Source organism: Nocardioides sp. W7 (assembly GCF_022919075.1).
GTDB lineage: Bacteria > Actinomycetota > Actinomycetes > Propionibacteriales > Nocardioidaceae > Nocardioides.
Map to the genome: position 1 here is coordinate 32,765 of NZ_CP095078.1, position 25,220 is coordinate 57,984.

The 25,220-nt window shown below is 73.8% G+C and carries 26 protein-coding genes; 18 read left to right on the plus strand and 8 right to left on the minus strand.

The genetic code is table 11. From position 1 onward, the window contains the following. The first annotated feature begins 8 nt into the window (after window positions 1-8). Together MUB56_RS00155 and MUB56_RS00160 are read left to right on the plus strand one after the other, a co-directional pair. A complete protein-coding gene (locus MUB56_RS00155) occupies window positions 9-977 on the plus strand; it encodes a phosphatase PAP2 family protein (RefSeq protein ID WP_244929905.1) in 969 nt (322 codons plus the stop codon). 81 nt (window positions 978-1,058) lie between these two features. Further along, entirely contained in the window at window positions 1,059-2,852 is a 1,794-nt protein-coding gene (locus MUB56_RS00160; protein ID WP_244929906.1) for a VCBS repeat-containing protein, read from the plus strand. On the opposite strand, the gene MUB56_RS00165 is transcribed toward MUB56_RS00160, so the two are convergent. Together MUB56_RS00165 and MUB56_RS00170 are read right to left on the minus strand one after the other, a co-directional pair. After that, a complete protein-coding gene (locus MUB56_RS00165) occupies window positions 2,842-3,285 on the minus strand; it encodes a hypothetical protein (protein ID WP_244929907.1) in 444 nt (147 codons plus the stop codon). The genes MUB56_RS00160 and MUB56_RS00165 overlap by 11 nt on opposite strands. An 8-nt stretch (window positions 3,286-3,293) precedes the next feature. Further along, window positions 3,294-3,959 (minus strand): GntR family transcriptional regulator, encoded by a 666-nt coding sequence (locus MUB56_RS00170; RefSeq protein WP_244929908.1) that lies wholly within the window; start codon window positions 3,957-3,959, stop codon window positions 3,294-3,296. Between the two features lie 113 nt (window positions 3,960-4,072). Here MUB56_RS00170 and MUB56_RS00175 point away from each other — a divergent pair, with 113 nt between their 5' ends. Then, complete coding sequence (locus tag MUB56_RS00175; RefSeq protein ID WP_244929909.1) at window positions 4,073-5,224, plus strand: acyl-CoA dehydrogenase family protein; 1,152 nt, start codon at window positions 4,073-4,075, stop codon at window positions 5,222-5,224. 26 nt (window positions 5,225-5,250) lie between these two features. On the opposite strand, the gene MUB56_RS00180 is transcribed toward MUB56_RS00175, so the two are convergent. Continuing rightward, the gene (locus MUB56_RS00180; RefSeq protein WP_244929910.1) at window positions 5,251-5,454 is read right to left on the minus strand and encodes a hypothetical protein; all 204 of its coding nucleotides are present in this window, start codon (window positions 5,452-5,454) and stop codon (window positions 5,251-5,253) included. Between the two features lie 161 nt (window positions 5,455-5,615). On the opposite strand from MUB56_RS00180, the gene MUB56_RS00185 reads away from it, so the two are divergent. From MUB56_RS00185 to MUB56_RS00205, 5 genes are all read left to right on the plus strand, one after another. Next, entirely contained in the window at window positions 5,616-6,113 is a 498-nt protein-coding gene (locus MUB56_RS00185; protein ID WP_244929911.1) for a DUF1269 domain-containing protein, read from the plus strand. Between the two features lie 17 nt (window positions 6,114-6,130). Next, window positions 6,131-6,655: a DUF1269 domain-containing protein gene (locus tag MUB56_RS00190; RefSeq protein WP_244929912.1), complete on the plus strand. Its 525-nt coding sequence runs from the start codon at window positions 6,131-6,133 to the stop codon at window positions 6,653-6,655. A gap of 82 nt (window positions 6,656-6,737) precedes the next feature. After that, on the plus strand, window positions 6,738-9,368 hold the full coding sequence (locus MUB56_RS00195; protein ID WP_244929913.1) for a LuxR C-terminal-related transcriptional regulator: 2,631 nt from the start codon (window positions 6,738-6,740) through the stop codon (window positions 9,366-9,368). A gap of 91 nt (window positions 9,369-9,459) precedes the next feature. Beyond that, window positions 9,460-10,539 (plus strand): hypothetical protein, encoded by a 1,080-nt coding sequence (locus MUB56_RS00200; protein WP_244929914.1) that lies wholly within the window; start codon window positions 9,460-9,462, stop codon window positions 10,537-10,539. Window positions 10,540-10,633: 94 nt separating this feature from the next. Then, complete coding sequence (locus MUB56_RS00205) at window positions 10,634-11,059, plus strand: hypothetical protein (protein ID WP_244929915.1); 426 nt, start codon at window positions 10,634-10,636, stop codon at window positions 11,057-11,059. A 7-nt stretch (window positions 11,060-11,066) separates the two neighbouring features. On the opposite strand, the gene MUB56_RS00210 is transcribed toward MUB56_RS00205, so the two are convergent. Further along, entirely contained in the window at window positions 11,067-12,278 is a 1,212-nt protein-coding gene (locus MUB56_RS00210) for a helix-turn-helix domain-containing protein (RefSeq protein ID WP_244929916.1), read from the minus strand. A 169-nt stretch (window positions 12,279-12,447) separates the two neighbouring features. Here MUB56_RS00210 and MUB56_RS00215 point away from each other — a divergent pair, with 169 nt between their 5' ends. The 8 genes from MUB56_RS00215 to MUB56_RS00250 all read left to right on the plus strand — a co-directional run bounded on the left by MUB56_RS00215 (window position 12,448) and on the right by MUB56_RS00250 (window position 19,898). Continuing rightward, window positions 12,448-13,230 carry an ABC transporter ATP-binding protein gene (locus MUB56_RS00215; protein ID WP_244929917.1) on the plus strand — a complete coding sequence of 261 codons (783 nt, stop codon included), beginning with the start codon at window positions 12,448-12,450 and terminating at the stop codon, window positions 13,228-13,230. Then, window positions 13,214-13,918 (plus strand): ABC transporter ATP-binding protein, encoded by a 705-nt coding sequence (locus MUB56_RS00220; RefSeq protein ID WP_244929918.1) that lies wholly within the window; start codon window positions 13,214-13,216, stop codon window positions 13,916-13,918. The genes MUB56_RS00215 and MUB56_RS00220 overlap by 17 nt, the downstream gene beginning before the upstream one ends. A gap of 21 nt (window positions 13,919-13,939) precedes the next feature. Beyond that, entirely contained in the window at window positions 13,940-14,818 is an 879-nt protein-coding gene (locus MUB56_RS00225) for a branched-chain amino acid ABC transporter permease (protein ID WP_244929919.1), read from the plus strand. Continuing rightward, window positions 14,818-15,897, plus strand: a complete 1,080-nt coding sequence (locus MUB56_RS00230) for a branched-chain amino acid ABC transporter permease (RefSeq protein WP_244929920.1) — start codon at window positions 14,818-14,820, stop codon at window positions 15,895-15,897. The genes MUB56_RS00225 and MUB56_RS00230 overlap by 1 nt, the downstream gene beginning before the upstream one ends. Beyond that, a complete protein-coding gene (locus MUB56_RS00235; protein ID WP_244929921.1) occupies window positions 15,894-17,210 on the plus strand; it encodes an ABC transporter substrate-binding protein in 1,317 nt (438 codons plus the stop codon). Before MUB56_RS00230 ends, MUB56_RS00235 begins: the two co-directional genes overlap by 4 nt. Window positions 17,211-17,287: 77 nt before the next feature. Continuing rightward, entirely contained in the window at window positions 17,288-18,220 is a 933-nt protein-coding gene (locus MUB56_RS00240; RefSeq protein WP_244929922.1) for an aminoglycoside phosphotransferase family protein, read from the plus strand. Continuing rightward, window positions 18,217-18,903, plus strand: a complete 687-nt coding sequence (locus MUB56_RS00245) for a maleylpyruvate isomerase family mycothiol-dependent enzyme (RefSeq protein ID WP_244929923.1) — start codon at window positions 18,217-18,219, stop codon at window positions 18,901-18,903. Before MUB56_RS00240 ends, MUB56_RS00245 begins: the two co-directional genes overlap by 4 nt. Before the next feature lie 59 nt (window positions 18,904-18,962). After that, window positions 18,963-19,898 (plus strand): hypothetical protein, encoded by a 936-nt coding sequence (locus tag MUB56_RS00250; protein ID WP_244929924.1) that lies wholly within the window; start codon window positions 18,963-18,965, stop codon window positions 19,896-19,898. A 15-nt stretch (window positions 19,899-19,913) separates the two neighbouring features. Here MUB56_RS00250 and MUB56_RS00255 read toward each other — a convergent pair whose 3' ends face one another. Continuing rightward, window positions 19,914-20,513, minus strand: coding sequence for a methyltransferase (locus MUB56_RS00255; RefSeq protein ID WP_244929925.1), 600 nt, complete (start codon window positions 20,511-20,513; stop codon window positions 19,914-19,916). Further along, a complete protein-coding gene (gene truA / locus MUB56_RS00260) occupies window positions 20,510-21,340 on the minus strand; it encodes a tRNA pseudouridine(38-40) synthase TruA (protein WP_244929926.1) in 831 nt (276 codons plus the stop codon). The genes MUB56_RS00255 and truA overlap by 4 nt, the downstream gene beginning before the upstream one ends. Before the next feature lie 27 nt (window positions 21,341-21,367). On the opposite strand from truA, the gene MUB56_RS00265 reads away from it, so the two are divergent. After that, a complete protein-coding gene (locus tag MUB56_RS00265; RefSeq protein WP_244929927.1) occupies window positions 21,368-23,044 on the plus strand; it encodes an FAD-dependent oxidoreductase in 1,677 nt (558 codons plus the stop codon). Window positions 23,045-23,130: 86 nt separating this feature from the next. Here MUB56_RS00265 and MUB56_RS00270 read toward each other — a convergent pair whose 3' ends face one another. Continuing rightward, a complete protein-coding gene (locus MUB56_RS00270) occupies window positions 23,131-24,045 on the minus strand; it encodes a PfkB family carbohydrate kinase (protein ID WP_244929928.1) in 915 nt (304 codons plus the stop codon). A gap of 17 nt (window positions 24,046-24,062) precedes the next feature. Between MUB56_RS00270 and MUB56_RS00275 the strand changes: the two genes are divergently transcribed. Next, window positions 24,063-24,416, plus strand: a complete 354-nt coding sequence (locus MUB56_RS00275; RefSeq protein WP_244929929.1) for a GntR family transcriptional regulator — start codon at window positions 24,063-24,065, stop codon at window positions 24,414-24,416. 90 nt (window positions 24,417-24,506) lie between these two features. Here MUB56_RS00275 and rplQ read toward each other — a convergent pair whose 3' ends face one another. Beyond that, complete coding sequence (gene rplQ, locus MUB56_RS00280; RefSeq protein WP_244929930.1) at window positions 24,507-25,070, minus strand: 50S ribosomal protein L17; 564 nt, start codon at window positions 25,068-25,070, stop codon at window positions 24,507-24,509. Window positions 25,071-25,220: the final 150 nt, after the last annotated feature.

Consider the following 25,220-nt stretch of genomic DNA (forward strand, 5'->3'; position numbering starts at 1 on the left):
TCCTCCGCATGGTGCAGCAGGCCGAGGAGCCGAACGACGTCCTCGACGAGCCCACCCGCGCGGTCCCGGCCCGCCGTACCCGCCGCAAGGCCCGGCTCGCCGCGATGCTGGTCTACGCGGCGCTGCTCGCGGTGTGGATCGACCTACTCGGCATCCCCAACGACACCCTGCAGGTGTTCCTGTGGCTGTGGGTCGGCACCATCGCCTGGAACGTCGAGGCCGAGCCGCGCTACCACCTGAGCTTCCTGCGCGACTGGTGGCTGCCGGTCGTCGGGCTGGTCATCTACTTCTACAGCCGTGGCCTCACCGACGAGCTCGGGCTGCCGGTGCACATCACGATGCCGATCCGCGTCGACGAGTGGCTGGGCGGCGGCGTCACCCCGACCGAGCGGCTGCAGGACGCCTGGTGCGGCGACCCGTGCACGAAGGACAGCGAGCCGCGGTGGTACGACCTGTTCTTCACCACCGTCTACGCCACGCACTTCCTCGCCGGCCTGACCATCGCGGCTGTGCTGTGGGTGCGCAGCCGGCACGAGTGGATGAAGTGGATGCGGCGCTACCTCGGCATCAGCTTCGGGGCCCTGGTCGTCTACATCCTCTACCCGATGGCTCCGCCGTGGATGGCCTCCGAGCAGGGCTACATGGGCGAGGTCACCCGGATCACCAGCCGCGGCTGGTCCGACATCGGGCTGGACCGGGTCGACCTGATCCTGCAGGGCGTCGGCAACCCGGTCGCGGCGATGCCGTCGCTGCACGCGGGCATCTCCTTCCTGATCGCGATGTACGCCGTCCAGCGGCTGCGCACCCCGTGGCGCTTCGTGCTGCTGCTCTACCCGCTGGCCATGTCGACGGCGCTGGTCTACTTCGCCGAGCACTACGTCATCGACGTCCTGGCCGGTGCGCTGCTCGCCTTCCTGGTGCTCGCCGCGGCCTCCGCCTGGGAGCGCCGACGGGACCCAGACACCCCCCGTCGGTAAATTTCGCGAAACTTCTACCGATTGTGCGAAATCACTGCGACGGTTGTCCTTCGATCCCACGACCGAAGGACGGACCGCCCCGTGCGCAACCCATCACGGCGTCGACGTACGACGCTCCTCGCTCTCACCCTGATCCCCGCCTCCCTGGTCGCCGCGGCCACGACCTCCTCGGGTGCGGCGGACCCGGCACCGACGACCGGCTTCACCCGGACCAACGTCGACACCGCGATCCAGGGCGCCAGCTTCACCGTCGTCGGTGAGGTCTTCGCCGGCGAGAGGAACCTGGTCACCTCCGGCTTCGGCGCCCTGGGGCAGCAGGGCCTGCCGGTCGGGGGCGGCTCCCTGCAGGTCTACCGCCCGCGCGCCAACCCGGCCGACTGGCGCAAGGTGAGCGTGTTCGACGCGAGCGCCGACATCATCTTCCCGAACCAGCCGACCGTCTCCGACGTCGACGGGGACGGCGACGCCGACCTGATCGTGCCGGCGGGCAACTTCTTCGACTCGTTCGCCGGCAACAGCCGCGGCAGCCTCACCTGGTGGGAGAACACCGGCGCCACCACCCCCTTCGTGCGGCACAACATCCTGGTCTCGCAGTCCTGGTCGTTCCACGGGGTCCAGCACGTCGACCTCGACGGCGACGGCATCCGCGACCTGCTCACCGTCGGCGAGCAGGGCCGCAACCCCGGCGTCCAGACGGACGACGACGTGCAGACCCAGTTCCTCAAGGGCCGGGCCGACCACACCTTCGCCGAGCCGGTCGCCCTCGGCGACGTCGGCGGCAGCCTCCCGGTCGTGTACGACGTCGACGCGGACGGCAACCTCGACATCGTCTCCTCGCAGTACTTCGACACGGGCTCCACCGCCGAGGACGTCGGCCGGGCGACGTTCCTCTGGCTCGAGCGGGGCGACGACGGCGAGGCCGGCCTCAGCGCCGGTGACTTCACCGCGCACACGATCGCGACCCTGGGCCCGACCGCAGCCGGTCGCGGCGCCGGCATGGGCTTCCAGATCCGTCCCGTGCCCGGCTTCCGCGGACCCGGCACGTTGTCGTGGATCGGCACCAACCACACCAACCGCTGCACCCAGGCCTACCTGCCGAGCGAGCAGGTGCTGGAGTTCGTGCCGCCCGCCGACCCGACGGAGCAGTGGGCCCTCACCACCCTGTCCAACCCGACCACCAGCACGCCGGGCTGCCCCGAGGCGTACAAGAACGGCACCCTCCCGCTCTTCCCGGGCGAGGACATCACCTCGCGGCCCGGCTACGGCCAGGGCGCACCCGGCGTCTTCGGGTACGGCGACATCGACGGCGACGGCGACGTCGACCTCGCGGTCTCCGGCGACGGCGACCGGCGGCTGTTCTGGATCGAGCAGCTGCCGGGCGGCGCGACCCGGATGCACACCCTGACCGACCCGGGCGAGGAGTTCGGGCAGGCCGGCGGCGCTGTCGTCTCCGACCTCGACGGCGACCAGGTCCCCGAGCTCGTCTTCAGCTCCTTCGACCGCAACACGCTCGCGATCTGGCGGCGTACCCCCGTCGTCAAGGTCGAGGTCCCGATCACGACCACGGTCGAGACCGTCCGCAGCGCGCTCGCCGTCTCGCCCAGGCCCCAGGGCAGGAAGACGACGTACGCCGTCCGGCTGGCCGCCGCCACCGGCGGCCCGGGGCGCCGGGTGACAGTCGTCTTCGATCCCGCCAAGGGGCGGACGAAGGTGCTGCGGAGGCTCACCCTGCGCGGCGGCGACAGCGACTTCACCGGCTCGTTCTCGTGGCGTCCGACCGGCAGGGGCAAGCTCCGGTTCAGCTACGCCGGGACGACGCTGAGCCCGGCCCTGCGCGACACCGGCGCCCGGGTGGTGCTGAAGGTCAGTCGCTGACCGCTCGACCCCAGGCGTGCTGCGCGGCCCGGCGCTGGGCCGCGCAGCGCGCCGCGAGCAGCAGGTGCGCGGCGATGCCGAGCGCCATCAGCACCGTCAGCCAGGTGTGCAGGGGTTCGCGGTCGAGGTTGGTCTGCGACGCCCAGATCAGCACGCCGAGCGCGTAGCCGAAGTAGATGTGGAAGACCCGCCAGGTCCGGCGGGGCCGCACCAGGCCGAAGACGTAGACCGACAGGCCGACGTGCACCGTGTTGAGCAGCACGACGAAACTGACCAGCACCGCGGTGAGCGCGTCGTACTCCCCCACGTAGTGGAGGGTCGTCGAGGCGACGACGGCCGGCAGCAGCACCCAACCGAGTCGCCGGCCGAGCACGCCCGCACGCTGGCGCCGGCGCAGGGCCAGGGCGTCGGGGTGCTCGGCGAGGGCGGTCATCGTGGGCCTCAGGCCCCGAAGTGCTCGTCGCCGAGGTCCTCGACGGCCCGCGCGACCTGGCGCCACACCGAGCCGACGGCCGCGACCGCGCTGTCGACGTCGCGGTCCTCGGCCGAGGCGAGCACGGCGGCCTGCAGCGAAGCCTGGAGCGGCAGGAAGGCCAGCGGATCGAGCAGCCGGACCAGCCGCTGCAGCTGCGGGAGCAGGCCGCGGAAGGCGGCCGCGAGCTCGCGGCTGCCGCAGCGCTCCAACAGCTGCTCGCCGAACCGGTCAGCCTGCGCGAACGCCGTCACCAGGTCGCCGCTGCGGAAGGCGAGGTCGAAGTCGAGAGAGGTACGACGCAGCGCCGCCGCGTCGCCCGGCACGTACCGCGGCAGACCCCAGCGCAGCACGTGCTCGAGGAACAGCCCGCCCACCCGCAGCACGTCGTCGGCGGCGCCCCGGCTCAGGGGCGCGACCGACGCGCCCCGATTGCGCTGGACGACGACGAGCCCCTCGGACGCCAGCTGGGCGAAGGCCTCGCGCAGCGGGGAGTTGGAGACGCCGAAGCGCTGCATGATCGCCTCGGTCCGCAGCGGCGCACCGGGGCCGAGCCGGCCGCTGATGATGTCGGCCCGCAGAGCCGCGACGAGGTTCTCGCGCAGTGCTCCGTGCTCGTGGTCGACGCTCGTCATGCGCGAGATCCTCCCACGACGTGGGGCTCCGGCGGGGCGAGTCGGCGGGGCCACCGGCAGGCCGGCCGAAGGGCCGACAGGCAGGCCGCCCGCGAGGGTGCAGGATGGCGGGTATGGACCTGGCCCTCAGCGACGAGCAGGAGGCGTTCCGGACCCTGGCCCGCGAGTTCCTCGACCGGGAGGCGGTGCCGCACCGCACGCAGTGGGACCGCGACGAGCAGGTCGACCTCGCCATCGTCCCGAAGCTGGCGGAGATCGGGTTCTTCGGCCTCACCATCCCCGAGGAGTACGGCGGGCTCGGGGGCGACTACCTGACCTACGTGCTCGCCATGGAGGAGCTGGGTCGCGCCGACTCGGCGCTGCGCGGCATCGTGTCGGTCTCCAACGGACTGGTCGGCAAGTCGGTCCTCGGCAACGGCTCCGAGGAGCAGAAGCAGCGCTGGCTGCCCGGCATCGCGACCGGCACCCTGCTCGGCTGCTTCGGGCTCACCGAGCCCGACACCGGGTCCGACGCCGGCAACCTGACCTCCCGGGCCCGGCGCGACGGCGACGACTGGGTGCTCAGCGGCCAGAAGCTGTTCATCACCAACGGCACCTGGGCCGACGTGGCGCTGATCTTCGCGCGCACCGGCGGGCCGGGCCCGAAGGGCATCAGCGCGTTCCTGGTCCCGACCGACTCCCCCGGCTTCGAGGCGCGCGCGATCACCGGCAAGCTCGGGCTGCGCGGCCAGGCCACGGCCGAGCTGTTCCTCTCCGAGGTCCGGGTCCCCGCCGACGCGCTGCTCGGCGAGGAGGGGCAGGGCTTCCGGATCGCGATGACCACGCTCGACAAGGGCCGGGTCTCGGTGGCCGCCGGCTGTGTCGGCATCGTCCAGGGCTGCCTGGAGACCTCGGTCGCGTACGCCACCACCCGCACCCAGTTCGGCCGGCCGCTGGCGGGCTTCCAGCTGGTGCAGGACCTGATCGCCGACATCTCGCTCGACGCCGACGCGGCCCGGCTGCTGGTGTGGCGGTGCGCCGACCTGATCGACCGCGGCCTGCCGTTCGGCGTCGCGGCGTCCAAGGCCAAGCTGTTCGCCTCCGAGGCCGCCGTCCGCGCCGCCAACAACGCGATCCAGGTCCACGGCGGCTCCGGGTACGTCGACGAGTACCCGGCCGAGAAGTACCTGCGCGACGCCCGGGTGATGACCCTCTACGAGGGCACCAGCCAGATCCAGAAGCTGCTCATCGGGCGTGCCGAGACCGGCATCAGCGCCTTCACCTGAGGTCGGCGAGGGTCAGTCGTCGGGGCTCAGTCGTCGGGGATGGTGAGGACCTCGAGGACGGTGATGCCCAGGGAGCTGAGCAGGTTCAGCACGCCGTGCAGCTCCTCCTGGTCGGTCAGGTCGCCGACCAGCGTCGTCTGGGGCCGGTGGTGCCGGGCGGCCAGCTGCGGAAAGGCCGAGCTGAGCTCGTCGGAGAGCTTCGCGTCGACCCGGATCATCGTCCTCGTCACCAGTGCCCTCCCCCGGGTCCGTGCTGTCTGGGCCGACGCTAGGTCCCGCACCGCGCCCGTGCCTCACCGGAATCGGGCGAGGCAGGCACCGGCGGAGCCGGGGAAGAGTGCCGACCAGGCACCACGCCGTCCCCACCCGACGAACACGCAGGAGCATCCCGATGCCGAAAGCCACCCTCACGGTCTGGAAGTTCGACACCCCCGACGGCGCCCGCGACGCCGCCGCGACGCTGAACCGACTGGCCACCGAGCAGTCGATCGTGCTGCACGACGCAGCCACGGTCTCCTGGGAGCAGGGCAAGAAGAAGCCCAAGACCCAGCAGCTCACCCCGACCACCAGCGCCGGCGCCCTCGGCGGCGCCTTCTGGGGGATGCTCTTCGGCCTGATCTTCTTCGTGCCGCTGCTCGGCGCCGCGATCGGTGCCGCCACCGGCGCCCTCGCCGGCTCGCTCACCGACGTCGGGATCGACGACCGCTTCATCAACAAGGTGCGCGACCAGATCACCCCCGGGACCTCGGCACTGTTCGTGATGTCCTCGGACGCGGTCATGGACAAGGTCCGCGACGCGTTCGCCGACAACCCGCCCTCGGACCTGATCTTCACCAACCTGTCCAGCGAGCAGGAGGCCGCGCTGCACACCGTCTTCGACGAGGACTGACCGCTCCGCGAGCACCTATGTCGCCCACGACGCTCACCGTCTGGCTCTACGACACCCCGATGGGGGCCGTGGCGGGCGAGCTGCGGTTGCGGGCCCTGCAGCAGCGGGGAGCGCTGACCGTGCTGGACGCGGTCACGGTGATCTGGATCCCCGGGGCGCACCAGCCCCGCATCGGCCACCTGCGCTACCGGACCTCGCAGGTGGCCGCGAAGAGGTCGGTGCTCGGGGCGCTGGTCGGCGCCGTCGTGCTGCCGCCCGCCGTCCCGACCACCGACGCGACCACCGCCGGCATCGGCGCCTGGGCCGAGCGGCTCGACGGGACCGGGATCGACGAGGCCTTCCTGGAGGACGTCCGGTGCCGGATCGTCCCCAGCACCTCCGCCCTCCTGGTGCTGACCGCGGAGACCGACCTGGACGTCGTACGACCTCTCATCCAGCGCGGTCTCGCCCGTGGCGACGTCGCCCTGCTGCGGGTCGTGCTGAGCGAGGGCGCCGTCGAGGTCCTGCAGCGGGTGGTCGACGAGCTCGTCCCTCGCGGCTGAATCGCCCCGGCCCAACGAGCCGAATCCGTCGTACCATCGCCTCCTCGGCCCTCAGATCGCTCTCGATCGACGGAGACCCCCCATGCCCCCAGCGACGTCGCACGAGCAGTGGTCCCAGGCGCCCCGCCTGCCGCAGACCTACGTGCCTCGACAGGTGCTCTGGGAGCGACTGGACCGGGCCGTCGCGAGCGCGGTGACGCTCCTGGTGGCGCCGGTGGGAGCGGGCAAGACGCTCGGGGTGGGCGGCTGGCTGCAGGTCGCCCGACCCGACCTGGGCCCGGACGCACTGTGGGCGCACGCCGACGCGACCTGGGACGCCGAGCGACTCTCCGCGCTCCTCGACCACAGTGCCGGGGCCGCCGGACGGGGCCGCGACGTCCCGCGCCTGGTGGTCGTGGACGACGCCCACGTCCTGCCCGCGGCAGCGGTGCGGCTGGTCGACGAGCGGCTGAGCGCGGCCCCCGACTCGATGCGGGTGCTGCTGCTGAGCCGCTGGGACCTCCCGCTCACCCGACTCGTGCCCGAGCTGCTCGGCCACTTCACGATGCTGCGCGGGGGCACCCTCCGGATGGACGACGCCGAGGCGGCGGCCCTGATCCACGAGCACACGCGCACCACCGACCCGGAGGTCGTGCGGACCATCACCGCGCACGCTGCGGGCTGGTGTGCGGCGCTGGTCCTGACCGCCCGTGCGGTCGCCGCCGACCCCGACCCCGCAGCGGCCGCCCGGCGCTACGCCGAGGGTGAGGGACAGGTCGCCGACCGGGTGGTCAGCGAGGTGTTCGCCTCCCTGACCCCCCGGGAGCGCCACACCCTGCTCTGCGTGGCCCGAGAGGAGGCCGTGTCCGCAGCGACCGCGGCCCACCTCTCCCGTGACCCCGCCGCCGCCGAGGCGCTCGCGGGACTGGCCACCACCGGACTGCTGGTCACCCGCCTGGACGGCCGGTCCCCGGACGGGGCGGTGCAGTACCGGATCCACCCGCTGCTCGCGGAGGTCATCCGTCGCCGCCTCGCCGCGGGCGGGGTCGACGTCGAGCGCGCTCGTGCCACCGTCGGCCAGGCGGTCGCGCTCGACCTCGAGCGGGGGGAGCGGCACCGCGCCTTCGACCGCCTGGTCGCCGTCGGCCAGCTGGACGCCGCCGCCGAGGTCCTGGGGAGCGACGGCGCGGTCCTCGTGATGGGCGGGCACGGCCCGGCCATCGCGGCGTTCGTCCGGCAGCACCCGGAGGTGATCGGCGCCCATCCGGACTCGTGGTTCGCCGTCGCCCTCGAGCGGTGGGTCGTCAACGACGTGGAGGCCGCCCGGCACTGGCTGGACCGGGTCACGCAGCACGAGGTCGGGTCGACCGGCGGCGCCGGCGGCTCATCGTGCGCCCGGCTGGCCTGCGCGCGGCTGATGCGCGCCCGGCTGGGCCTGGAACCGGTCGACGACGCCGTCGTGCACGCGGAGCGGGTCGTGCAGGCGTCGTACCAGGACAGCGCCGTCGGCGCCGCCAACCGCAGGGTGCTCCCCCAGCTGCTGACCGAGCTCGGCATCACCAGGAACTGGACGGGCGACCTGGCCGGGGCGGAGTCCAGTCTCGCCGCCGCCATCGACCTGTGTCGGTCCCGCGACCTGCCGGCGCTGGCGGCGGAGGCCACCAGCCACCTCGCCATGACCGAGTACCTCGCCGGACGCGAGCGCGCGTGCGCCCAGGTCGCCACCGAGGCCCTGGGCCTGCTCGGGGAGCCACTGCCCTGGCGGCCCCGGTTCGCCGCGGCCCGCTCCTCGCTGGCCCTCCTCCTCGCCGGACTCGTCGACCTCCCGTGGCCCAGCGCACCGATCCTCCCGGTCCCCGAGCCGACCCCCGTGCATGCCGCCGACCTGTGCACGAGGTTCTGGCTCTCGATGCGCGACTCCCGGCTCGCCCTGCTCTCCGGGTCGGTCCCCGATGCGGAACGGATCCTGATCGCCCCGCTGGACCTGCCGGTCTCGGTGGGCCGGCTCCCCGCGCACCTGCGTTCCGCCCTGCTGATCGAGCGCGCGTTCCTGGCCTCGCTCGCCGCCGACCAGGCGACCCTGCGGGACCTCGAGTACGAGCTCCTGGGGCGGCCCGGGGCCGGCGAGGCCGCCCTGGTCGCCGGGCTGCGAGCCGACCTCGCCGGTGAGCGCCGGGCCGCGGCGGAGCTGTTCCGCGCAGCCGCGGACACCGTCTCCCTGTCGCAGCCGCCCACGAGGGCGCTCGCGCTGATGTGCGAGGCGCAGCTGCTCGACGCCCTCGGCGACCCGGACGCCGCGATGGATCGACTGCGCGAAGCCGTCACCGCGACGGAGGTACGCCGCAACGCGGTCCCGTTCCTCGGCTGGTCGCGACAGGGGACTCCGGTCGCGACCCTGCTGCACCGGGTCGACCGGACCGACGGCTCGTGGGCCCGCCAGGTGGCGGCCGACGGCGCCGGACGTCCCGACATCATGTCGCTCTTCGCGCCGACGACAGCCACCGCCCGGGAGCGGTCCGCGACGCCGTCGACCCAGGTGCACCAGGCCCTCAGCCCCCGCGAGCGCGAGGTGCTCGGCGAGCTGGCCCGCGGCTCGACGTACGCCGACATCGCCGCGAACCTGGTCGTCTCGGAGAACACCGTGAAGACCCACGTGTCGAGCCTGTACGGCAAGCTCGCCGTCTCGCGTCGCAGCGAGGCGCTGGCCGTCGCCCGGTCCCTGCACCTGCTCTGAGAAAAGGCCACCCGATTCGGGCGAGGCCCGGCACCGCGGCGCCCGACCAGCATGTCGGCGTCCCCCGCTCCCCGGCCCCGGAGGTCAGCGCGTGACCGCACCCTCGATCGGCGGCTGGTGGCGGAGCGTCGCGGTCGTCCTGTGCCTGGTGCTCCTGGCGGTCACGGCACCGCTCGCGGTCGTCGCGACCTGGGCCCGCGACCAGGTCGGCGACACCGACCGGTACGTCGAGACCATCGCACCGCTCGCCGACGATCCGACCGTGCAGGCGGCGGTCGCCGACCGGCTGACCGCGGAGATCGTCGGCCGCCTCGAGGTGCCCGCGGCGATCGAGGCCCTCGGGCTGCCGCTCGCCACCGGGATCGAGGGCTTCGTGGCCCGGCACGTGGACGCCTTCGTCCGCTCCGACGAGTTCGCCACCGGCTGGGTGCGGGCCAACCGCGAGGCACACGCTCAGCTGGTCGCGCTGCTCACCGGCGATCCCGACTCGGCCCTGCAGCTGGAGGACGACGCCGTCCACCTCGACCTGGCCGTGCTCGTCAGGGCCGTCCAGGACCGCCTCGTCGCGTCTGGCTTCACGCTCGCCGACCGGCTGCCGTCGGTGCGGGCGACCATGGTCCTCGTCCAGTCCCCCGACGTGGCCCGGGCCCAGCGCGGCTTCGACCTGCTGTCCACCCTCGCCCGGGTGCTGCCGGTCGCGTCGGTCCTGCTGCTCGCGGCCGCCGTACTCATCGCCCGGCGCCGGCGCCGGGTCCTGGTCGCGGGCTGCCTGGTGGTGGCCGGCTCGATGCTCGCCCTGGGCATGGCCCTCGACGCGTTCCGCGTCGTCTACCTCGACTCGGTCCCCGCCGCCCGGCTGCCCGCGGACGCGGCCGGAGCGGTGTACGACGTCCTCGTCCGGTTCATGCGGTACACCCTGCGTAGCGTGCTGCTCGTCGCACTGGTCGTCGCGGCCGTCGCCTGGCTCGTCGGCAGCCCGGTCGGCGGGCTCCTGGGCCGCTACCGCGGACCCGTCCGGGCCGCGGTCCTCGTCCCGGCCGTCGTCCTCGTCGCGATGTCCGAGCACCCGTCCCGGGCCTGGACGATCACCGTGGTCGCGGCGACGGCGTCGGTGCTGCTCCTCGTCGAGGTGCTCGCCCGAGCCGGTCCCCCGGCCGAGGTCCCCCAGTGAAATTCCGTCCCGAGGGGCTCCGGTTCGGTCGCTGGGCCACTACCGTCGAGGGCATGCCCAGAGCCTGTCCGGTCCGGTCCTCGCGGAGTCCGCGATGATCCGTCTCCTCCTGCGGACGATCGTCTTCCTCGCCTCGGCCGCCATCGGCCTGGTGGTCGCCTCCCTGGTCCTGGACGAGGTGACCGTCACGACCGAGGGCTTCTTGCTGGTCGTGGTCATCTTCGCCGTCATCCAGACCGTGATATCGCCGTTCCTGGCCCGGGTCGCGGCCAAGAACGCCACCGCCCTGCTCGGCGGGGTGGGGCTGCTGGCCACCTTCGTCGCGCTCCTCGTCGTCACGGTGTGGGGAGACGCCGTCACGATCGAGGGCGGGGTCGCCACCTGGATCGCCGCGACGGTCATCGTCTGGCTGGCCACCGCCCTGGCCACGCTCCTGCTGCCCGTCCTGCTCGTCGTCGGCCGCAGGAAGCGCAGGGACGCCGGGTCCGCCGACGACGGGCCCGCGCTGCGCCGGCGCTGACCCGCGCTCAGCCACGTCCCTTCGCCACCAGCGCGAGGCCCAGCAGCATCTTGTCCCGCGGGTCGGCCAGGGTGCGGCCGGTGAGCTGCTCGATCTGGCGCATCCGGTAGATCACCGTGTTGCGGTGGCAGAACAGTTCCGACGCGGCGTGCGTGGGTGAGCCGTCGTGGCGCAGCAGCGCCGCCAGTGTGTCGAGCAGCACCGTCGCCTGCGCCTCGGGCAGCGTGAGCAGCGGGCCCAGCGTCTCCGCGAGCAGCAGCGGGGCGACCTGAGGGCTCCCGGCGACCAGCACCTCCGGAAGCCGCTCGGCCACCGACACCACCCGCCGCTCACCCCGGGCGAGGGTCTCGGCGGCCCGGGTGGCGAGCTGGAACGCGGTCGGGAAGCCGGCGAGGCCGTCCGCACTCGAGGCCACCCCCATCCGGCCGGCCGCGTGCGGGGCGAACAGCTCGACCAGGCCGCGCTCGTCGGGCAGCTCCCCGGAGAGCAGCCCGTAGTAGACCCCCGAGCGCACGTGCCAGCGTGCCGGGATGCCGAGCCGGTCGAGCCGGTCCTCGGCGGGCGCGAGCGCGTCACCGGGCACCGAGCCGTCGTACAGCACCACGACGCAGGCGACCGCGTCGTCGGGGCCGATGTCGAGAGCGGCGCGCGCCTCCTCGGCGTACTCCGGATCCGCGCCGCGACCCTCCAGCAGCGCGTCCAGGACGCTCTGCTGGCGCTGCAGGTCCTGGCGCTGCAGCCGGGCGCTCTCACGGCGATAGGCGTCGATGAGGATGGTGTTCTGGACGTCGAGGTTGGTCCAGACGGTCTTCGCCGCCGCCAGCAGCACCCGGTCGTCGATGCCCGCGGCGGTGTCGGTGCCGGCCCGCGTGACCAGCGCCTCCCACAGGATCCGGGCACCGAGCGTGTAGGCGTTGAGGACCAGCTCCAGCGGCACCCCCTGGCGGGCGCGGCGTCGGCCGGTCTCCCGCCACAGGTCGACCGCGCTGTCGCTGTCGGCGGTGCTCTCGCCGGCGAGGATCCGCAGGCCGCGGCCGATGTGCTGCCGGGTGGAGGAGCGGACCTCGGCGCGGAACCCCGGGCCGATCCGCTCCCACAGGTCCAGGTCCCGCTCGAAGAGGGTCAAGGTGATGCTGTCGGCGATCGCATCGGCCTGGTCGAGGAGCAGCGCCCAGGCGTGCCGGAGGTCGGCGTCGGCCAGGGGTGCCGCTCGGTGCATGGCTGCACGTTCGCACTCTGCGCACAACGCTGACCAGCCCCGGCGGGGATCTGGGACGCCCGGACCAAGGATCTCTGGGCGCTGTGCCCAATGACCATCCTGTGCACCGCCACCAAAGTGGTGCAGGTCACAGCGCCCAAAAGGGCCCGCCGCTCGACGAGGAGGACCGATGCCGGAGGTGCCTGCCGAGCTCGCGCTCCGCGACGTCACCGTCACCTTCGGCGGGTTGACCGCCCTCGACGGCGTGGGCCTCGCGCTCCGGCCGCGGCAGGTGCACGGGGTGATCGGCCCGAACGGCGCCGGCAAGACCACGCTCTTCAACGTCGCCTGCGGCTTCGTGCGACCCGACCACGGCTGGGTCGAGCGCGGCGGCGCCCGCCTGGACCGGCTGCACCCCCACCGGCTGGCCGGGCTCGGGGTCGCCCGCACCCTGCAGAGCCTCGGCCTCTTCGACCGGATGACCGTGCTCGACAACGTCCTCATCGGTGCCGACCGGCACGCCCGGTCCGGGTTCCTCGGCAGCCTGCTCGGCCGGTCGACCGGCGACGAGCGCCGGCTGCGCGCACGGGCGTACGACGCCCTCGCGCGGCTCGGGGTCGCCGACACCGCGCACCGCTACCCACCCGGCCTGCCCTACCCGCTGCGCAAGCGGGTCGCGCTCGCCCGGGCCCTGGTCGCCGAGCCCGACGTGCTGCTCCTCGACGAGCCGGCGAGCGGGCTGGGCGCCGACGAGATGTCCGAGCTGGGCGACCTGCTGGTCGAGCTCGGCCGGCAGTGCGCGGTGCTCCTGGTCGAGCACCACATGGACCTGGTGATGCGGGTCTGCGACGAGATCACCGTGCTCGACTTCGGTCGGGTGATCGCCCACGGGCGACCCGCGGAGGTCCGCGACGACCCGGCGGTGCTGGCCGCCTACCTCGGCGGAGAGATCGCGGATGCTCACCGTCCGTGACCTGTGCGCGGGCTACGGCCCGGTCACGGCGCTGCGCGGCGTCGGCTTCACGGCAGCCCGAGGCCGGATCACCGCCGTGCTCGGCGCCAACGGCGCCGGGAAGACGACCCTGCTCCGGACCGTCTCGGGTCTGCACCGCGCCCGCTCCGGCACCGTCGAGCTGGACGGTCGGCCCCTCGACCGGGTCCCCGCGGAGCGGATGCCCGGCCTCGGCCTGGCCCACGTGCCCGAGGGTCGCGGCGTCATCACCGAGCTCACCGTCGAGGAGAACCTCCGACTCGGGGGGCTCGGCCGCGGCGGCCGGGTCGACGCGGCGGCCCTCGAGCGCACCTACACGCTCTTCCCGCCGCTGGCCGATCGACGAGCCGCCCCTGCCGGGTCGCTCTCCGGCGGCGAGCGGCAGATGCTCGTCATCGGCCGCGCCCTGATGGCCGAGCCGACCCTGCTCCTCCTCGACGAGCCGTCGCTCGGACTGGCCCCGCGCGTCGTCGTACAGATCTTCGAGCTGCTGCGCGACCTGGTCCGCGACCAGGGACTCACCGTGCTGCTCGTCGAGCAGAACGCCCGCAGCGCCCTCTCGGTCGCCGACCGGGGCGTTGTCCTCAACCTCGGCGAGGTGGTCGCCGACGAGGACGCCGCCGTGCTCGCCGCCGACGACCAGCTCCGCCATGCCTACCTCGGCTTCTGACCCCCGACCCTCGGAGAGCACGTGCAGCAGTTCCTCAACACCGCCCTCGGCGGCCTCACCCTCGGCATGGTGTACGCCGCGTTCGCGCTCGCGCTGGTGCTCATCTGGCGCTCGACCCGGGTTGTGAACTTCGCCCAGGCGCCGATGGCGATGGTGACCACCTTCGTGGCGCTGGCGGTGATCGAGGCGGGCCACTCCTACTGGCTGGGCTTCGCCGCCGCGCTGTTCAGCGGACTGCTCCTCGGGGCGTTCCTGGAGCGGGTCGTCGTCCGGCCGGTGGAGGGCAAGGCCGAGATCAACGCCGTGATCCTCACCCTCGGCCTCTTCATCGTGCTGCACGCGCTCGCCGCGGTCGTCTTCGGCAACCGCTTCCGGTCCTTCCCGGCGCCGTTCGGGATCCGCGGGCTGGAGGTCGGCGATCACACCATCGCCCTGACCGGCTTCGGGATCTTCACGGTCCTCGCGGTCGTCGTGGTGATGGCGCTGCTGGTCGCGCTCTTCCGGTTCACCGACGTGGGGCTGCGGATGCGGGCGGCCGCGCACAGCCCGGAGGTCGCCCGGATGCTCGGCGTCCGGGTGGGCCGGATGCTCACCCTCGGCTGGGCGCTGGCCTCGGTGGTCGGCTCGCTCGCGGGGCTGCTGATCGCCGGCGGCAGCCTGGTCCACCCCGGCTACATGGACTCCGTCGTCGTCTACGGCTTCGTCGCCGCGGTGCTCGGTGGTCTCGACAGCCCGGTCGGGGCGGTGGTCGGCGGGGTGCTGCTCGGTCTCTCCCTCAGCTTCGTCAGCGGGTACGTCGGGTCGCAGCTGGTCGCGCTCGCGGCTCTCGGGATCCTGATGCTGGTCCTGACCCTGCGGCCCGGCGGCCTGTTCGCCCACACCCCGGCGAGGCGGGTCTGATGCGCGCCCGACTGCCTCGCTCCCTGCCGGAGTCCGCCCTCGCCCGCCACCTGTTCCTCGCGGCGATCGGGTTCGTGGTCGTCGTCCTCGTGCTGCAGGGCGTCAGCGACTTCCGCCGCTTCCAGCTCGCCGAGCTGGCCTACCTCGGCACCGCCGCCGGCGGGCTGAGCGTGCTGACCGGGCTCAACGGGCAGATCTCCCTGGGCCACGGCGCGCTGATGGCCGTCGGCGCCTACGTGACGGCGCTGCTGCTGCCCGACCGCGACGCCAGCACGCCGCTCCCCCTGGTGGTGCTGGCCGCGGTCGCGGCGACACTCGTCGTGGGCGCCCTGGTCGGCGCCGCTGCCGCACGGCTGCACGGCCCGTACCTCGCGGGTGCCACCCTCGCACTGGCGGTGGCGGTCCCCGGGATCGCGCTCTACTTCAAGGAGACCCTCGGCGGCGAGCAGGGGCTGCGGGTCTCGCTGCCCGACCCGCCCGGCTGGTTGCTGGACGCGGCGTACTTCGTCACCGGCCAGGACCTCACCACCAGCGGGTACGTCGCGCTGCTCGCCTGGGTCACCCTGCTGGTGACCTACGTGCTGCTGGCCAACCTCGCCCGCGGCCGGGTCGGACGGCGCTGGCGGGCCGTGCGCGACCACGAGGTCGCCGCCGAGCTGGCCGGCATCGACCTGGGCCGGGCCCGGGTCTCGGCGTTCGTGGTCAGCGCCGCCGCCGCGGGCGCCGCCGGTGCCATGCTGGCGCTCACCGTGCGGCTCGCCGCGCCCAGCAGCTTCTCGTTGACCCTCAGCCTCACACTCCTCGCCGCCGTCGTCCTCGGCGGACTCGGCAGCCTCGCGGGCGCGCTCGCCGGCGCCGCGCTGCTCACCTTCCTCCCCCAGGTCGTCACGGACCTCGGCACCGACCTCGGCCTCTCCGACATCCAGGCCGCCGAGCTCACGCCGCTGGTCTACGGCCTGGTGATGGTCGCGGTGGTGCTGGTCGCGCCGACCGGCCTCGCCGGCACCGTCCGCTCGTTCGTCGCGCGTCGCCGGCCCCGGCGCGCGCTCCTCACCACCTCGAAGGGAACAACACCATGAGACACCTGATCCGGACGGCGGTGCCGCTGCTCGCGGCGTCGGTCGTCCTTGCTGCGTGCGGCGCCGACGGGCGGGACGAGGACGACGGCGACGGCCCGGCCGCGGCCCAGCCCGGCGTCACCGACGACAGCGTCAAGGTCGGCGCCCACTTCCCCCTGACCGGGGTCGCGGCGCCCGGCTACAACGAGATCCCGACCGGAGCCCAGGCGTACTTCGACTTCGTCAACGCCGCCGGCGGCGTGCACGGCCGGCAGATCGAGTACGTCGTCAAGGACGACGCCTACAACCCCACCAACACCAGCAAGGTCACCAATGAGCTGGTCCTCTCCGACGAGATCTTCGCGATGGTCGGAGGCCTCGGCACCCCCACGCACAGCGCGGTGGTCGACTTCCTCAACGACGAGGGCGTCCCGGACCTGTTCGTCTCCTCCGGCTCCCTGCAGTGGGGCGACGACGTCGAGAGGTCGCCGTACACCTTCGGGTGGCAGACCGACTACGAGGTCGAGGGCAAGATCATCGGGCAGTACGTCGCCGAGAACCTGCCCGACGCCAAGATCGGGCTGTTCCTGCAGGATGACGACTTCGGCGAGGACGCCGAGAAGGGCGTGCGGCAGTTCGTCGACGAGCAGATCGTCGGCGTCGAGCGCTACACCTCCGGCAACACCGACGTCGGTCCGCAGATCGCCGGGCTGCAGGCGGCCGGGGCCGACCTGGTCCTGGCGTTCGACACCCCGTCGTACACGGCGCTGAGCCAGCTGGTGGCCCTGAAGCTGGGGTTCAAGCCGCAGTGGTTCTACAGCAACGTCGGCGCCGACCCGCGACTGGTGGGCGGGCTGCTCTCGGAGTTCTCCGAGGGTGCGGTCAAGGCCGGCGCGAACGCACTCGACGGGGTGCTCACGACCGAGTACATTCCCGGGGTCGACGCCCCCGACGACCCCTGGGTACAGCTGTGGCAGCGGGTCTGGGACGAGCACGGCGGCGAGGGCGAGCTGACCAACTACCGGATCTACGGGATGTCCCACGCCTACGCCTTCGTGCAGGCGCTGCAGGCCGCCGGCGAGGACCTCACCCGCGACGGGCTGGTCGAGGCCCTCGAGGAGCTCGGCGACCAGCCCGGGCCCCAGCTCGCGCCGTTCCGCTACAGCCCCGAGAGCCACCTCGGCATCTCGGGTCTGCGTGTCGTGGAGCTCCAGGGCGGCGTCGGTGACCCGCGCACGCCGGTGCTCACCTCCGACCTCGGCGACGCCGAGATCACCGAGGACGCCTCCGGGCAGGCCGAGGACGCCCCGCCCGAGAGCGGCGTGCCGGAGTGAGCCCAGACGTCGGGTGACGGCGGATCGGCGCGGAAACTCGCGCGCGCGCCGGTCCGCCGGCGGCCAGACTTCCCACCATGGACGAGCAGCGGTGGACCGACCCGGCCTGGCTGGCGACGGCGTACGACTGGGTCGACGAGCAGCTCGGCGACCTGGGGCTGACCCGCACCGGCGCGGTCGAGCAGCCCCACGTCGCCCGGTGGTCGACGGTGCTGCGGGTGCCGACCGACGCCGGAGCGGTCTTCTTCAAGGCCAACCAGGAGCTGCTGCGACACGAGGCGGCGGTGGTCGGCCTGCTGGCGGCGCGGGTGCCCGACCGGGTCCCGCCGCTGCTGGCCGTCGACGCCGAGCGTGGCTGGATGCTGATGGCCGACGCCGGCGAGACGCTGCGGGTCGTGTCGGCCCGTGAGGAGAGCCTCGAGCGCTGGTACGACGCGCTCGGCGCCGTCGCCCGGATCCAGCTCGCCGTCGAGGACGACGTCGACGCGCTGCTGGCGATGGGCGTGCCCGACCACCGGCTGGCCGGCGTGCCCGCGGGCTACGCCCGGCTGATGGACGAGATCGACGCCGAGCCACGCTTCCGCACCGCCCAGGGGTACGTCGAGGAGCTGTGCGCCGAGCTGGCGTCGTACGGCATCCCCGACTCGATCCAGCACGACGACCTGCACGACGCGCAGGTGTTCGTGCAGGACGGTGCCGACGGCGGGAGACAGCTGGTGATGGACTGGGGCGACGCCTGTGTCTCGCAGCCGTTCTGCGTGCTGTCGGTGGCGCTCGAGGGCGTGATCGCGTGGGGCCTCGACGACGTCGAGGACTCGGTCGACACCGCGCCGTTCCGCGACGCCTACCTGGCCCCGTGGGCGGCGCGCCTGCCCGGCGTCGACCTGGCCGCGGCGGTGATGCCGGCCGTGCGCCTGGGCTGGGCGATCCGCGCGGTCAACGGGCACCTCCCCGGGGACGTGGACCAGACGGTCACCCGACTGCGGATGTTCCTCGACGGCCGGGCATGAGCATGGAGCACGACTGGCTGTCGCTGCTGCGGACCGCGACCGACCGGTTCGCCACCGTGCTCGACGACGCCGAGCTCGCCGCCCCGGTGCCGTCCTGCCCGGGCTGGACGCTCGCCGACCTCGCCGAGCACGTCGGTGGCGTGCACCAGTGGGCGGCGCACGCGGTCGTGCACGGCACCCCGGACGGCCCTTTCGACGGCACCTTCGAGCCGGCGACCGGGGTCGCGGAGTGGTACCGCCGCCACGCCGCCCACCTCGTCGACGTCCTGGCCGAGCGCTCCCCCGACACCCCGGCCTGGACGTTCGGGCCGGAGCCGCACACGGCCCTCTTCTGGCGGCGCCGGCAGGTGCACGAGGTCGAGGTGCACACCTGGGACGCGCTGGCCTCGCAGGGCCGGCGGCACGAGCTCGAGTCCGAGCTGGCCTGGGACGGCGTCGCCGAGGTCGCGACCGTCTTCTACCCGCGCCAGGTCCGCCTCGCTCGGACCGCGCCGTTGCCCCGCGCGCTGCGGCTGGTCGCCACCGACCGGCTCGACTCGGTGGTCCTCGGCGGCGGCGACCCGGTCGAGGTCTCCGCGACCGCCGAGACCCTGCTGCTCCTGCTGTGGCACCGCGCCGACCCGGCGTCGTACGACCTGGCGCCTGAGGCGGTCGGCCTGCTGGGGTTGGCCCTCACGCCCTGAGTCGCGCGGCGTGAGCCCGGACACAAGCCGCTCCCCGCCGGCACAGCTGGCGGGTCCACGTGCAGCAGCGACTGCCCGTGGTGCCGGCGTTCGCGCGGGTCTGTGGCGCCGAGGACTGCGACGCGGTCACCACGCTCGCGCCGGGGTACGACGGCCGGATCTGGTTCGCCACCGCCCACGGACGGGCGGGGTACGTCGATCGTCGGACGAAGCAGGTGCGGCTGCGTCGGCTCTCGGACCGGACCGAGATCGTCGCCAACAGCATGTCCACCTCGCCGGACGGCGTGGCGGTGACGAGCGACCGGGCGACGTACCTCCTGCGTGCCGGCCGGACCGGACGGGTCCGCACCGTCTGGCGGCGCGGCTACGACCGGGGCCCCGCGCGCAAGCCCGGCCAGCTCAGCCACGGCAGCGGCGCCACCCCGACGTTCTTCGGCCCCCGCACCGGGCACGAGCTCGTCGCGATCACCGACAACGCCCGGCCGCGCGCGCACCTGCTCGTCTACCGCGCCGGCACCGGTCGGCTCCTCTGCCGCGTCCCCTTCCTGGACGCGGCCGGCTCGGGCACCGAGAACTCGCCGATCGGCTGGCGCCGCTCGGTGTACGTCGCCAGCACCTACGGCTACCCCTACCCCACGACCCCCGACGGCGCGGGCGAGGCCGACCCCGCGACCGCCGACTTCGTGGGCGGGATGCAGCGCTTCGACGTGACCCGGAAGGGCTGCCGGTCGCGCTGGACGAACACCGTCCGCTCCGCCGCCGTACCCAAACTGTCGACCGCGGAGGGCGTGATCTACACGGTGTCGCGCAGCCGCGCGCTGGTCTACGAGCTCACCCGGATCGCGCCGTGCACCGGCCGGGTGCTCAGCCGCTCGACCATCGGCGTCGGACCGCTCGCCGACACGCTGCAGATGGTCGGTACGACGCTGCCCGACCGCACCCTGCTCCAGGGCAACCTGCTCGGGCTGACCGCCACTCGTCCCCGGGGACGCTGAGCGAGCGCGAGCCGCCTACCCGCGCCGGGTCTCCAGCACCCGGAACCCCTTGGCGCTCGCCAGCCGCGTGGTGGGGAAGCCCCGCTCACCGAGCCAGCGCTGCAGCGAGTCGGCGCCGAGGTTCTTGCCGACGACCATGACGGCCCGGCCGCCGGGCGCGAGCCGCGGCAGCCAGGTCAGCAGCAGCTCGTGGAGTGCCTCCTTGCCGATCCGGATGGGCGGGTTCGACCAGATCTCGTCGTACTCCGCCGCGGGGTCGACCGCGGCCGGGACCGCAGCGGTGTAGCGGTCGGCCACCCCGAGGGAGAGCGCGTTCTCGTTCGCGAGCAGCACCGCCCGCTCGTTCACGTCGACCGCGGTGACCACGGCCCCCGGGACGGCGACGGCGACGGCGAGGCCGATCACGCCGTACCCGCAGCCGAGGTCGAGGATCCGGCCGGGCGCGGGCGGCTGCGTCTCGCGGAACAGTACGGCGGTGCCGATGTCGACCCGGCCCTGGGCGAAGACCCCGGATCCGCTGACCAGCTCCACCGAGTGTCCCCACACCTGCGCCGTCACCGGCGCCCGCTTGAAAGCGACCGTGGGGTCGGCGGTGAAGTAGTGCTCGTCGTTCATGGCTGCATCCTCCGCGCCCTGGTCAGCTGGTCCCGCGCGGCCAGCTCGTCGTCGACGGGGTAGGCCACCTCCTCCAGGGTCAGGCCGTGCGCGTGCGCGACGGTGACCGCCGGGTGGCGTCGTCTCGCGTGCATCACCTCAGCCGCCCACTCCAGCGGCCGGCGGCCCTCCCCGATCGGGAGCAGGCAGCCGACCAGCGCCCGCACCATGCTGTGGCAGAACGCGTCCGCGCGGACGGTGCCGACCAGCAGCCCGTCGGGGGTGCGCGACCAGCTCAGGTCGAGCAGGGTGCGGATCGTGGTAGCCCCCTCACGCTGCCGGCAGAACGACGCGAAGTCCTGCAGCCCGACCAGCGTGGTCGCGGCCTGGTTCATCAGCTCCTCGTCGAGCGGTCGCGACCAGGCCAGCACGTGCGAGCGCGCCAGCGGGTCGAGCAGGTCCGGTCGGTCCGCGATCCGGTAGGCGTATCGGCGCCACAGCGCGGAGAACCGGGCGTCGAACCCGTCCGCGGCCTCGGCGACCCGGCGTACCCGCACGTCGGGCGGGAGGATCCCGTTGAGCCGTCGTACCAGCGCGACGAGGGGGCCGTCGGGCGACCGGCCGGCAGACGCCGCCAGCGCGTCCCGGGACACGTCGACGTGCACGACCTGACCGCGGGCGTGCACCCCCGTGTCGGTGCGGCCGGCGCAGACCAGCGCGGCCGAGGGGACTCTCAGCGAGGTCGCGAGCGCCGACCCCAGGGTCTCCTGGACGGTCCGCAGCCCGGGCTGCACCGCCCAGCCGTGGAAGTCGGAGCCGTCGTAGGCGAGATCGATCCGGAGCCGCACACCCCCATCCTTCCGTACGCTGGACCCGTGACCTCAGGCCCCGCGATCATCCTGGTCTCCGAGCACCACGCCGACGACCTGCGCGACGCGTTCACCCGCTACGAGCGCGAGTACGACGTCCGCTGCGTCGGCAGCTGCACCGAGGCCGAGGACGCCGCCCGCGACGTGGTCACGGGTGGGAGCACGGTCGCCCTGTTCGTCTCCGACTCGGTGCTCCCGGACTGCCACGTCCTCGAGGGCTTCCACCGCTGGCGCTCCGTCGTCCCGAACGCCCGGCGGATGATCGCCGCGCACTGGGACCGGTTCCTCGTCGACGGACCGGCGCTGCGCGCGGGCATGGCCAAGGGCAAGTACGACGCCTACCTGCTGATGCCGCGCGGCATCCGCGACGAGGAGTTCCACAACGCCGTCACCGACCTGCTCAGCGACTGGGGCTCCACCGTCGCCGACCCGGAGGTCGTCTCGGTCAAGATCATCAGTCCGGTCCAGGACGGGGAGGTGCTGGCGATCCGCGACTTCCTCGACCGGATGGGCATGGCCAGCCGGGTCTACTCCCCCGACCACGAGGTGGCCCGGCACGTGCGGGCCGACTTCCCGCCGGATGCGGCGTACCCCCTGGTCTGGACGGCGAACCGGACGCCCGTCGAGTCCGCGACGGTCCGCAAGGTCGCGATGAGCATGTACGGCGCCCCCAGCGACCTCCAGGTCGACGGGGTGCTCGACGGCACCGTCGACGTCTGCGTCGTCGGTGGCGGACCCGCCGGGCTGGCGGCCGCCGTGTACGCCGCCTCCGAGGGGCTGTCCTGCGTGGTGCTGGAGGCCGAGGCGATCGGCGGGCAGGCCGGCACCAGCTCGATGATCCGCAACTACCTGGGCTTCCCCCGTGGCATCTCGGGGATGCGGCTGGCCATGCGGGCGCGCAACCAGGCGATCCGGTTCGGCACCCAGTTCGTCACCGGCTGGACGGTCCAGGGTCTCCGGCCCGGTGCCGAGGGCGCTCCGCACCTGGTCCGCACCGAGGGCGGCGACGTCAGTGCCCGCTCGGTGGTGATCGCCAGCGGCGTCGCCTACCGCAAGCTGCGCGTCGAGCCGCTGGAGCAGCTGGTCGGGAGCGGCGTCTTCTACGGCGCCGCGATGACGGCGGCCCGCGAGATGGAGGACCAGGACGTCTTCGTCGTCGGCGGCGGCAACTCGGCCGGCCAGGCGGCCGTCCACCTCTCCCGCTTCGCCCGCTCGGTCACCATCCTCATCCGGCGCCCCGACTTGGCCGAGACCATGTCGCAGTACCTCATCGGCGAGATCGACTACAACCCCCGCATCGCCGTCCAGACCTGCACCCAGGTCGTCGACGGCGGCGGTGACGGCCGGCTCGAGTGGCTCTGCCTGGAGGACACCCGCACCGGCGAGCGCACCAAGCGCGACGCCGGCGGCCTGTTCCTGCTGCTGGGCGCGGAGCCGCACTGCGACTGGGTGCCCGACGAGGTCGCCCTCGACGAGAACGGCTTCGTGCTCACCGGCCGCGACATCCCCCGCGAGCATTGGGTCGACGGCGTACCCCCGGCGAGCCTGGCGACCACCGTCCCCGGCGTCTTCGCCGCCGGCGACGTCCGCTCGGGGTCGATGAAGCGGGTCGCCGCCGCCAGCGGCGAGGGCGCCAGCGTCGTCCCGCTCGTGCACCGCTGGCTCGCCCCCGCGGAGGCCTGAGGGGCCGAGAGCCGGGGTAGTCCGTCACACCAGGGGGGTCGACGGCCCGAAACACCCCGCTGGTGTGACGGAGTACCCCGCCGCCGTCAGCCCAGCTCGTGGCGGTACGGCGGGTCCGCCCCGGGCCGGGCGACGACCAGCGCAGCGGCCTGGACCGCGTGCCGGAGCAGGGCCGCCCGGTCCACGTCGCGCAGCTGGGCGAGCGCGGGGCGGGCCTCCGCGCCCAGCAGCCCGCGGGTCCACAGTCCGTCGACGAGCGCCGCCCCGAAGGTGTCTCCGGCACCGATCGTGTCGACCACGACACTGACCTGGGCCGGCACGTCGATGGTTCCATCGGCGGCCACCCAGGTCGCCCCGTCGGCCCCGCGGGTGATCACCACGGCGCTCGGGCCGAGGGCGAGGAGGCGCCGGGCGGCGGTCACCGGGTCGGCGTCCGGGTGCAGCGCCGCCAGGTCCTCGTCGCTGGCCTTGACCAGGTCGGCGTGCGCGGCGACCGCCTCGACCGCGGCCAGCAGGTCCGGGCCGGTGCCGGTGATCGCCGGGCGGGCGTTGACGTCGTACGTCACCGTCGCGTGCGGGCGCATCCGCGCCAGCAGCTCGACCACCTGCGCGGCTCCCGGCTGCAGCACGGCACCGATCGAGCAGGCGTGCACCACCAGCGGTCGCGGCTCGTCGGGCACCTCACCGATCCGCCACTCCAGGTCGAACTCGTAGCTCGCCGACCCGTCGTCGGCCAGCGTCGCCAGCGCCGTCGCGGTCCGCGCGATCACCTCCGGCTCGGAGGCCAGCCGCACGCCGTCCCGCCCGATGTGGGCCGCCACCAGCCCGCCGTACCTGTCGTCGGCCAGCGCCGTCGCGAACCGCACCGGCCGCCCGAGGCGGGCCAGCGCGACGGCCACGTTGGCCGCGCTCCCGCCCGCGTGCTCGGCGACCGAGCCGTCGGCCCGTCGGACGACGTCGACCAGGGACTCCCCCACCACCAGCACGTCACGCTCCGCCACCCCTGCACACTAGGCCCATGCAGGTGCACCCGCTCGACGCCGACGACGCGACCCCGCCGTACGAGCAGCTGCGCAGCCAGCTCGCCACCCGGGCCGCGTCCGGTGACCTGCCGGCCGGCACCCGGCTGCCCACGGTGCGGGGCCTCGCCGCCGAGCTCGGGGTCGCCGCCGGCACCGTGGCGCGCGCCTACCGCGAGCTCGAGGCCGACGGAGTCGTGGTGACGGAGGGGCGCCGCGGGACGTTCGTGGCCGCGACCCGGGCGGCCGCCTCGGCCGACGCGCACGCGGCCGCACGGGAGTACGCCGCCGTCGCCCGCCGGCTCGGCCTCACCCGGGCCGAGGCGGGCCGGCTGCTCGACGAGGCGTGGTGACCGCGCCGGCGTGATGCCGGCGCGGTCCGGAGACGACACCGGCCCGCCACCCTGACGGGTGGCGGGCCGGTGTGCGGCAGTGCGGGCGGATCAGGCCTTAGGGTCGTCCTCGGCCTCGGGGGCCTCGACCTCGGTGCCCTCGACCGGAGTCTCCTCGGCGATGACGCTCTCCTCGGGCGACGCCTCCTCGGTCAACGCGGTGGGGGCGTCCTCGGCCACGGTCTCCTCGGCCGGAGCCTCCTCGACGGCGGCGGGCGCCGGGGCGGCCGTCTTCGTCTGGGGGGCCTTCGGGCTGTACGCCTCGGTCACCAGCTCGATGACCGCCATGGGGGCGTTGTCGCCCTTGCGGGGGCCGATCTTGGTGATCCGGGTGTAGCCGCCCGGACGCTCCGAGAAGGTCGGTGCGATCTCGGTGAAGAGCACGTGCACGACGCCCTTGTCGCGGATGGTCTTGAGGACCTCGCGACGGTTGTGCAGGTCGCCCTTCTTGGCCTTGGTGATCAGCTTCTCCGCGTGCGGACGCAGCGCGCGCGCCTTCGCCTCGGTCGTGGTGATCCGGCCGTGCTCGAAGAGCTGGGTGGCCAGGTTCGCCAGGATGAGGCGCTGGTGCGCCGGGCTGCCGCCGAGGCGGGGACCCTTGGTGGGCTTAGGCATGTCTCTCTCGTTCCTCCCCGGCCGTGTCAGGTACCGAGGTAGTAGGCCGGCGGGCGATCCCGCCGGTCAATGATGATGATGCTTCAGGTGATACACGCCCGCCCGGGCCGGATCCACGAGGTACGGCCCGAAGGCCGCCAGCGAACCTCA

Excerpts from the sequence above, each read along its gene's own strand:
- MUB56_RS00220 (WP_244929918.1), top strand. The coding sequence starts at position 13,214 with ATGCTCACCGTCCGTGACCTGTGCGCGGGCTACGGCCCGGTCACGGCG.
- MUB56_RS00170 (WP_244929908.1), bottom strand. The coding sequence starts at position 3,959 with ATGACGAGCGTCGACCACGAGCACGGAGCACTGCGCGAGAACCTCGTC.
- MUB56_RS00235 (WP_244929921.1), top strand. The coding sequence starts at position 15,894 with ATGAGACACCTGATCCGGACGGCGGTGCCGCTGCTCGCGGCGTCGGTC.
- MUB56_RS00195 (WP_244929913.1), top strand. The coding sequence starts at position 6,738 with ATGCCCCCAGCGACGTCGCACGAGCAGTGGTCCCAGGCGCCCCGCCTG.
- MUB56_RS00275 (WP_244929929.1), top strand. The coding sequence starts at position 24,063 with ATGCAGGTGCACCCGCTCGACGCCGACGACGCGACCCCGCCGTACGAG.
- rplQ (WP_244929930.1), bottom strand. The coding sequence starts at position 25,070 with ATGCCTAAGCCCACCAAGGGTCCCCGCCTCGGCGGCAGCCCGGCGCAC.
- MUB56_RS00155 (WP_244929905.1), top strand. The coding sequence starts at position 9 with ATGGTGCAGCAGGCCGAGGAGCCGAACGACGTCCTCGACGAGCCCACC.
- MUB56_RS00190 (WP_244929912.1), top strand. The coding sequence starts at position 6,131 with ATGTCGCCCACGACGCTCACCGTCTGGCTCTACGACACCCCGATGGGG.
- MUB56_RS00175 (WP_244929909.1), top strand. The coding sequence starts at position 4,073 with ATGGACCTGGCCCTCAGCGACGAGCAGGAGGCGTTCCGGACCCTGGCC.
- MUB56_RS00255 (WP_244929925.1), bottom strand. The coding sequence starts at position 20,513 with ATGAACGACGAGCACTACTTCACCGCCGACCCCACGGTCGCTTTCAAG.
- MUB56_RS00210 (WP_244929916.1), bottom strand. The coding sequence starts at position 12,278 with ATGCACCGAGCGGCACCCCTGGCCGACGCCGACCTCCGGCACGCCTGG.
- MUB56_RS00230 (WP_244929920.1), top strand. The coding sequence starts at position 14,818 with ATGCGCGCCCGACTGCCTCGCTCCCTGCCGGAGTCCGCCCTCGCCCGC.
- MUB56_RS00165 (WP_244929907.1), bottom strand. The coding sequence starts at position 3,285 with ATGACCGCCCTCGCCGAGCACCCCGACGCCCTGGCCCTGCGCCGGCGC.
- MUB56_RS00205 (WP_244929915.1), top strand. The coding sequence starts at position 10,634 with ATGATCCGTCTCCTCCTGCGGACGATCGTCTTCCTCGCCTCGGCCGCC.
- MUB56_RS00240 (WP_244929922.1), top strand. The coding sequence starts at position 17,288 with ATGGACGAGCAGCGGTGGACCGACCCGGCCTGGCTGGCGACGGCGTAC.
- MUB56_RS00215 (WP_244929917.1), top strand. The coding sequence starts at position 12,448 with ATGCCGGAGGTGCCTGCCGAGCTCGCGCTCCGCGACGTCACCGTCACC.
- MUB56_RS00245 (WP_244929923.1), top strand. The coding sequence starts at position 18,217 with ATGAGCATGGAGCACGACTGGCTGTCGCTGCTGCGGACCGCGACCGAC.
- MUB56_RS00185 (WP_244929911.1), top strand. The coding sequence starts at position 5,616 with ATGCCGAAAGCCACCCTCACGGTCTGGAAGTTCGACACCCCCGACGGC.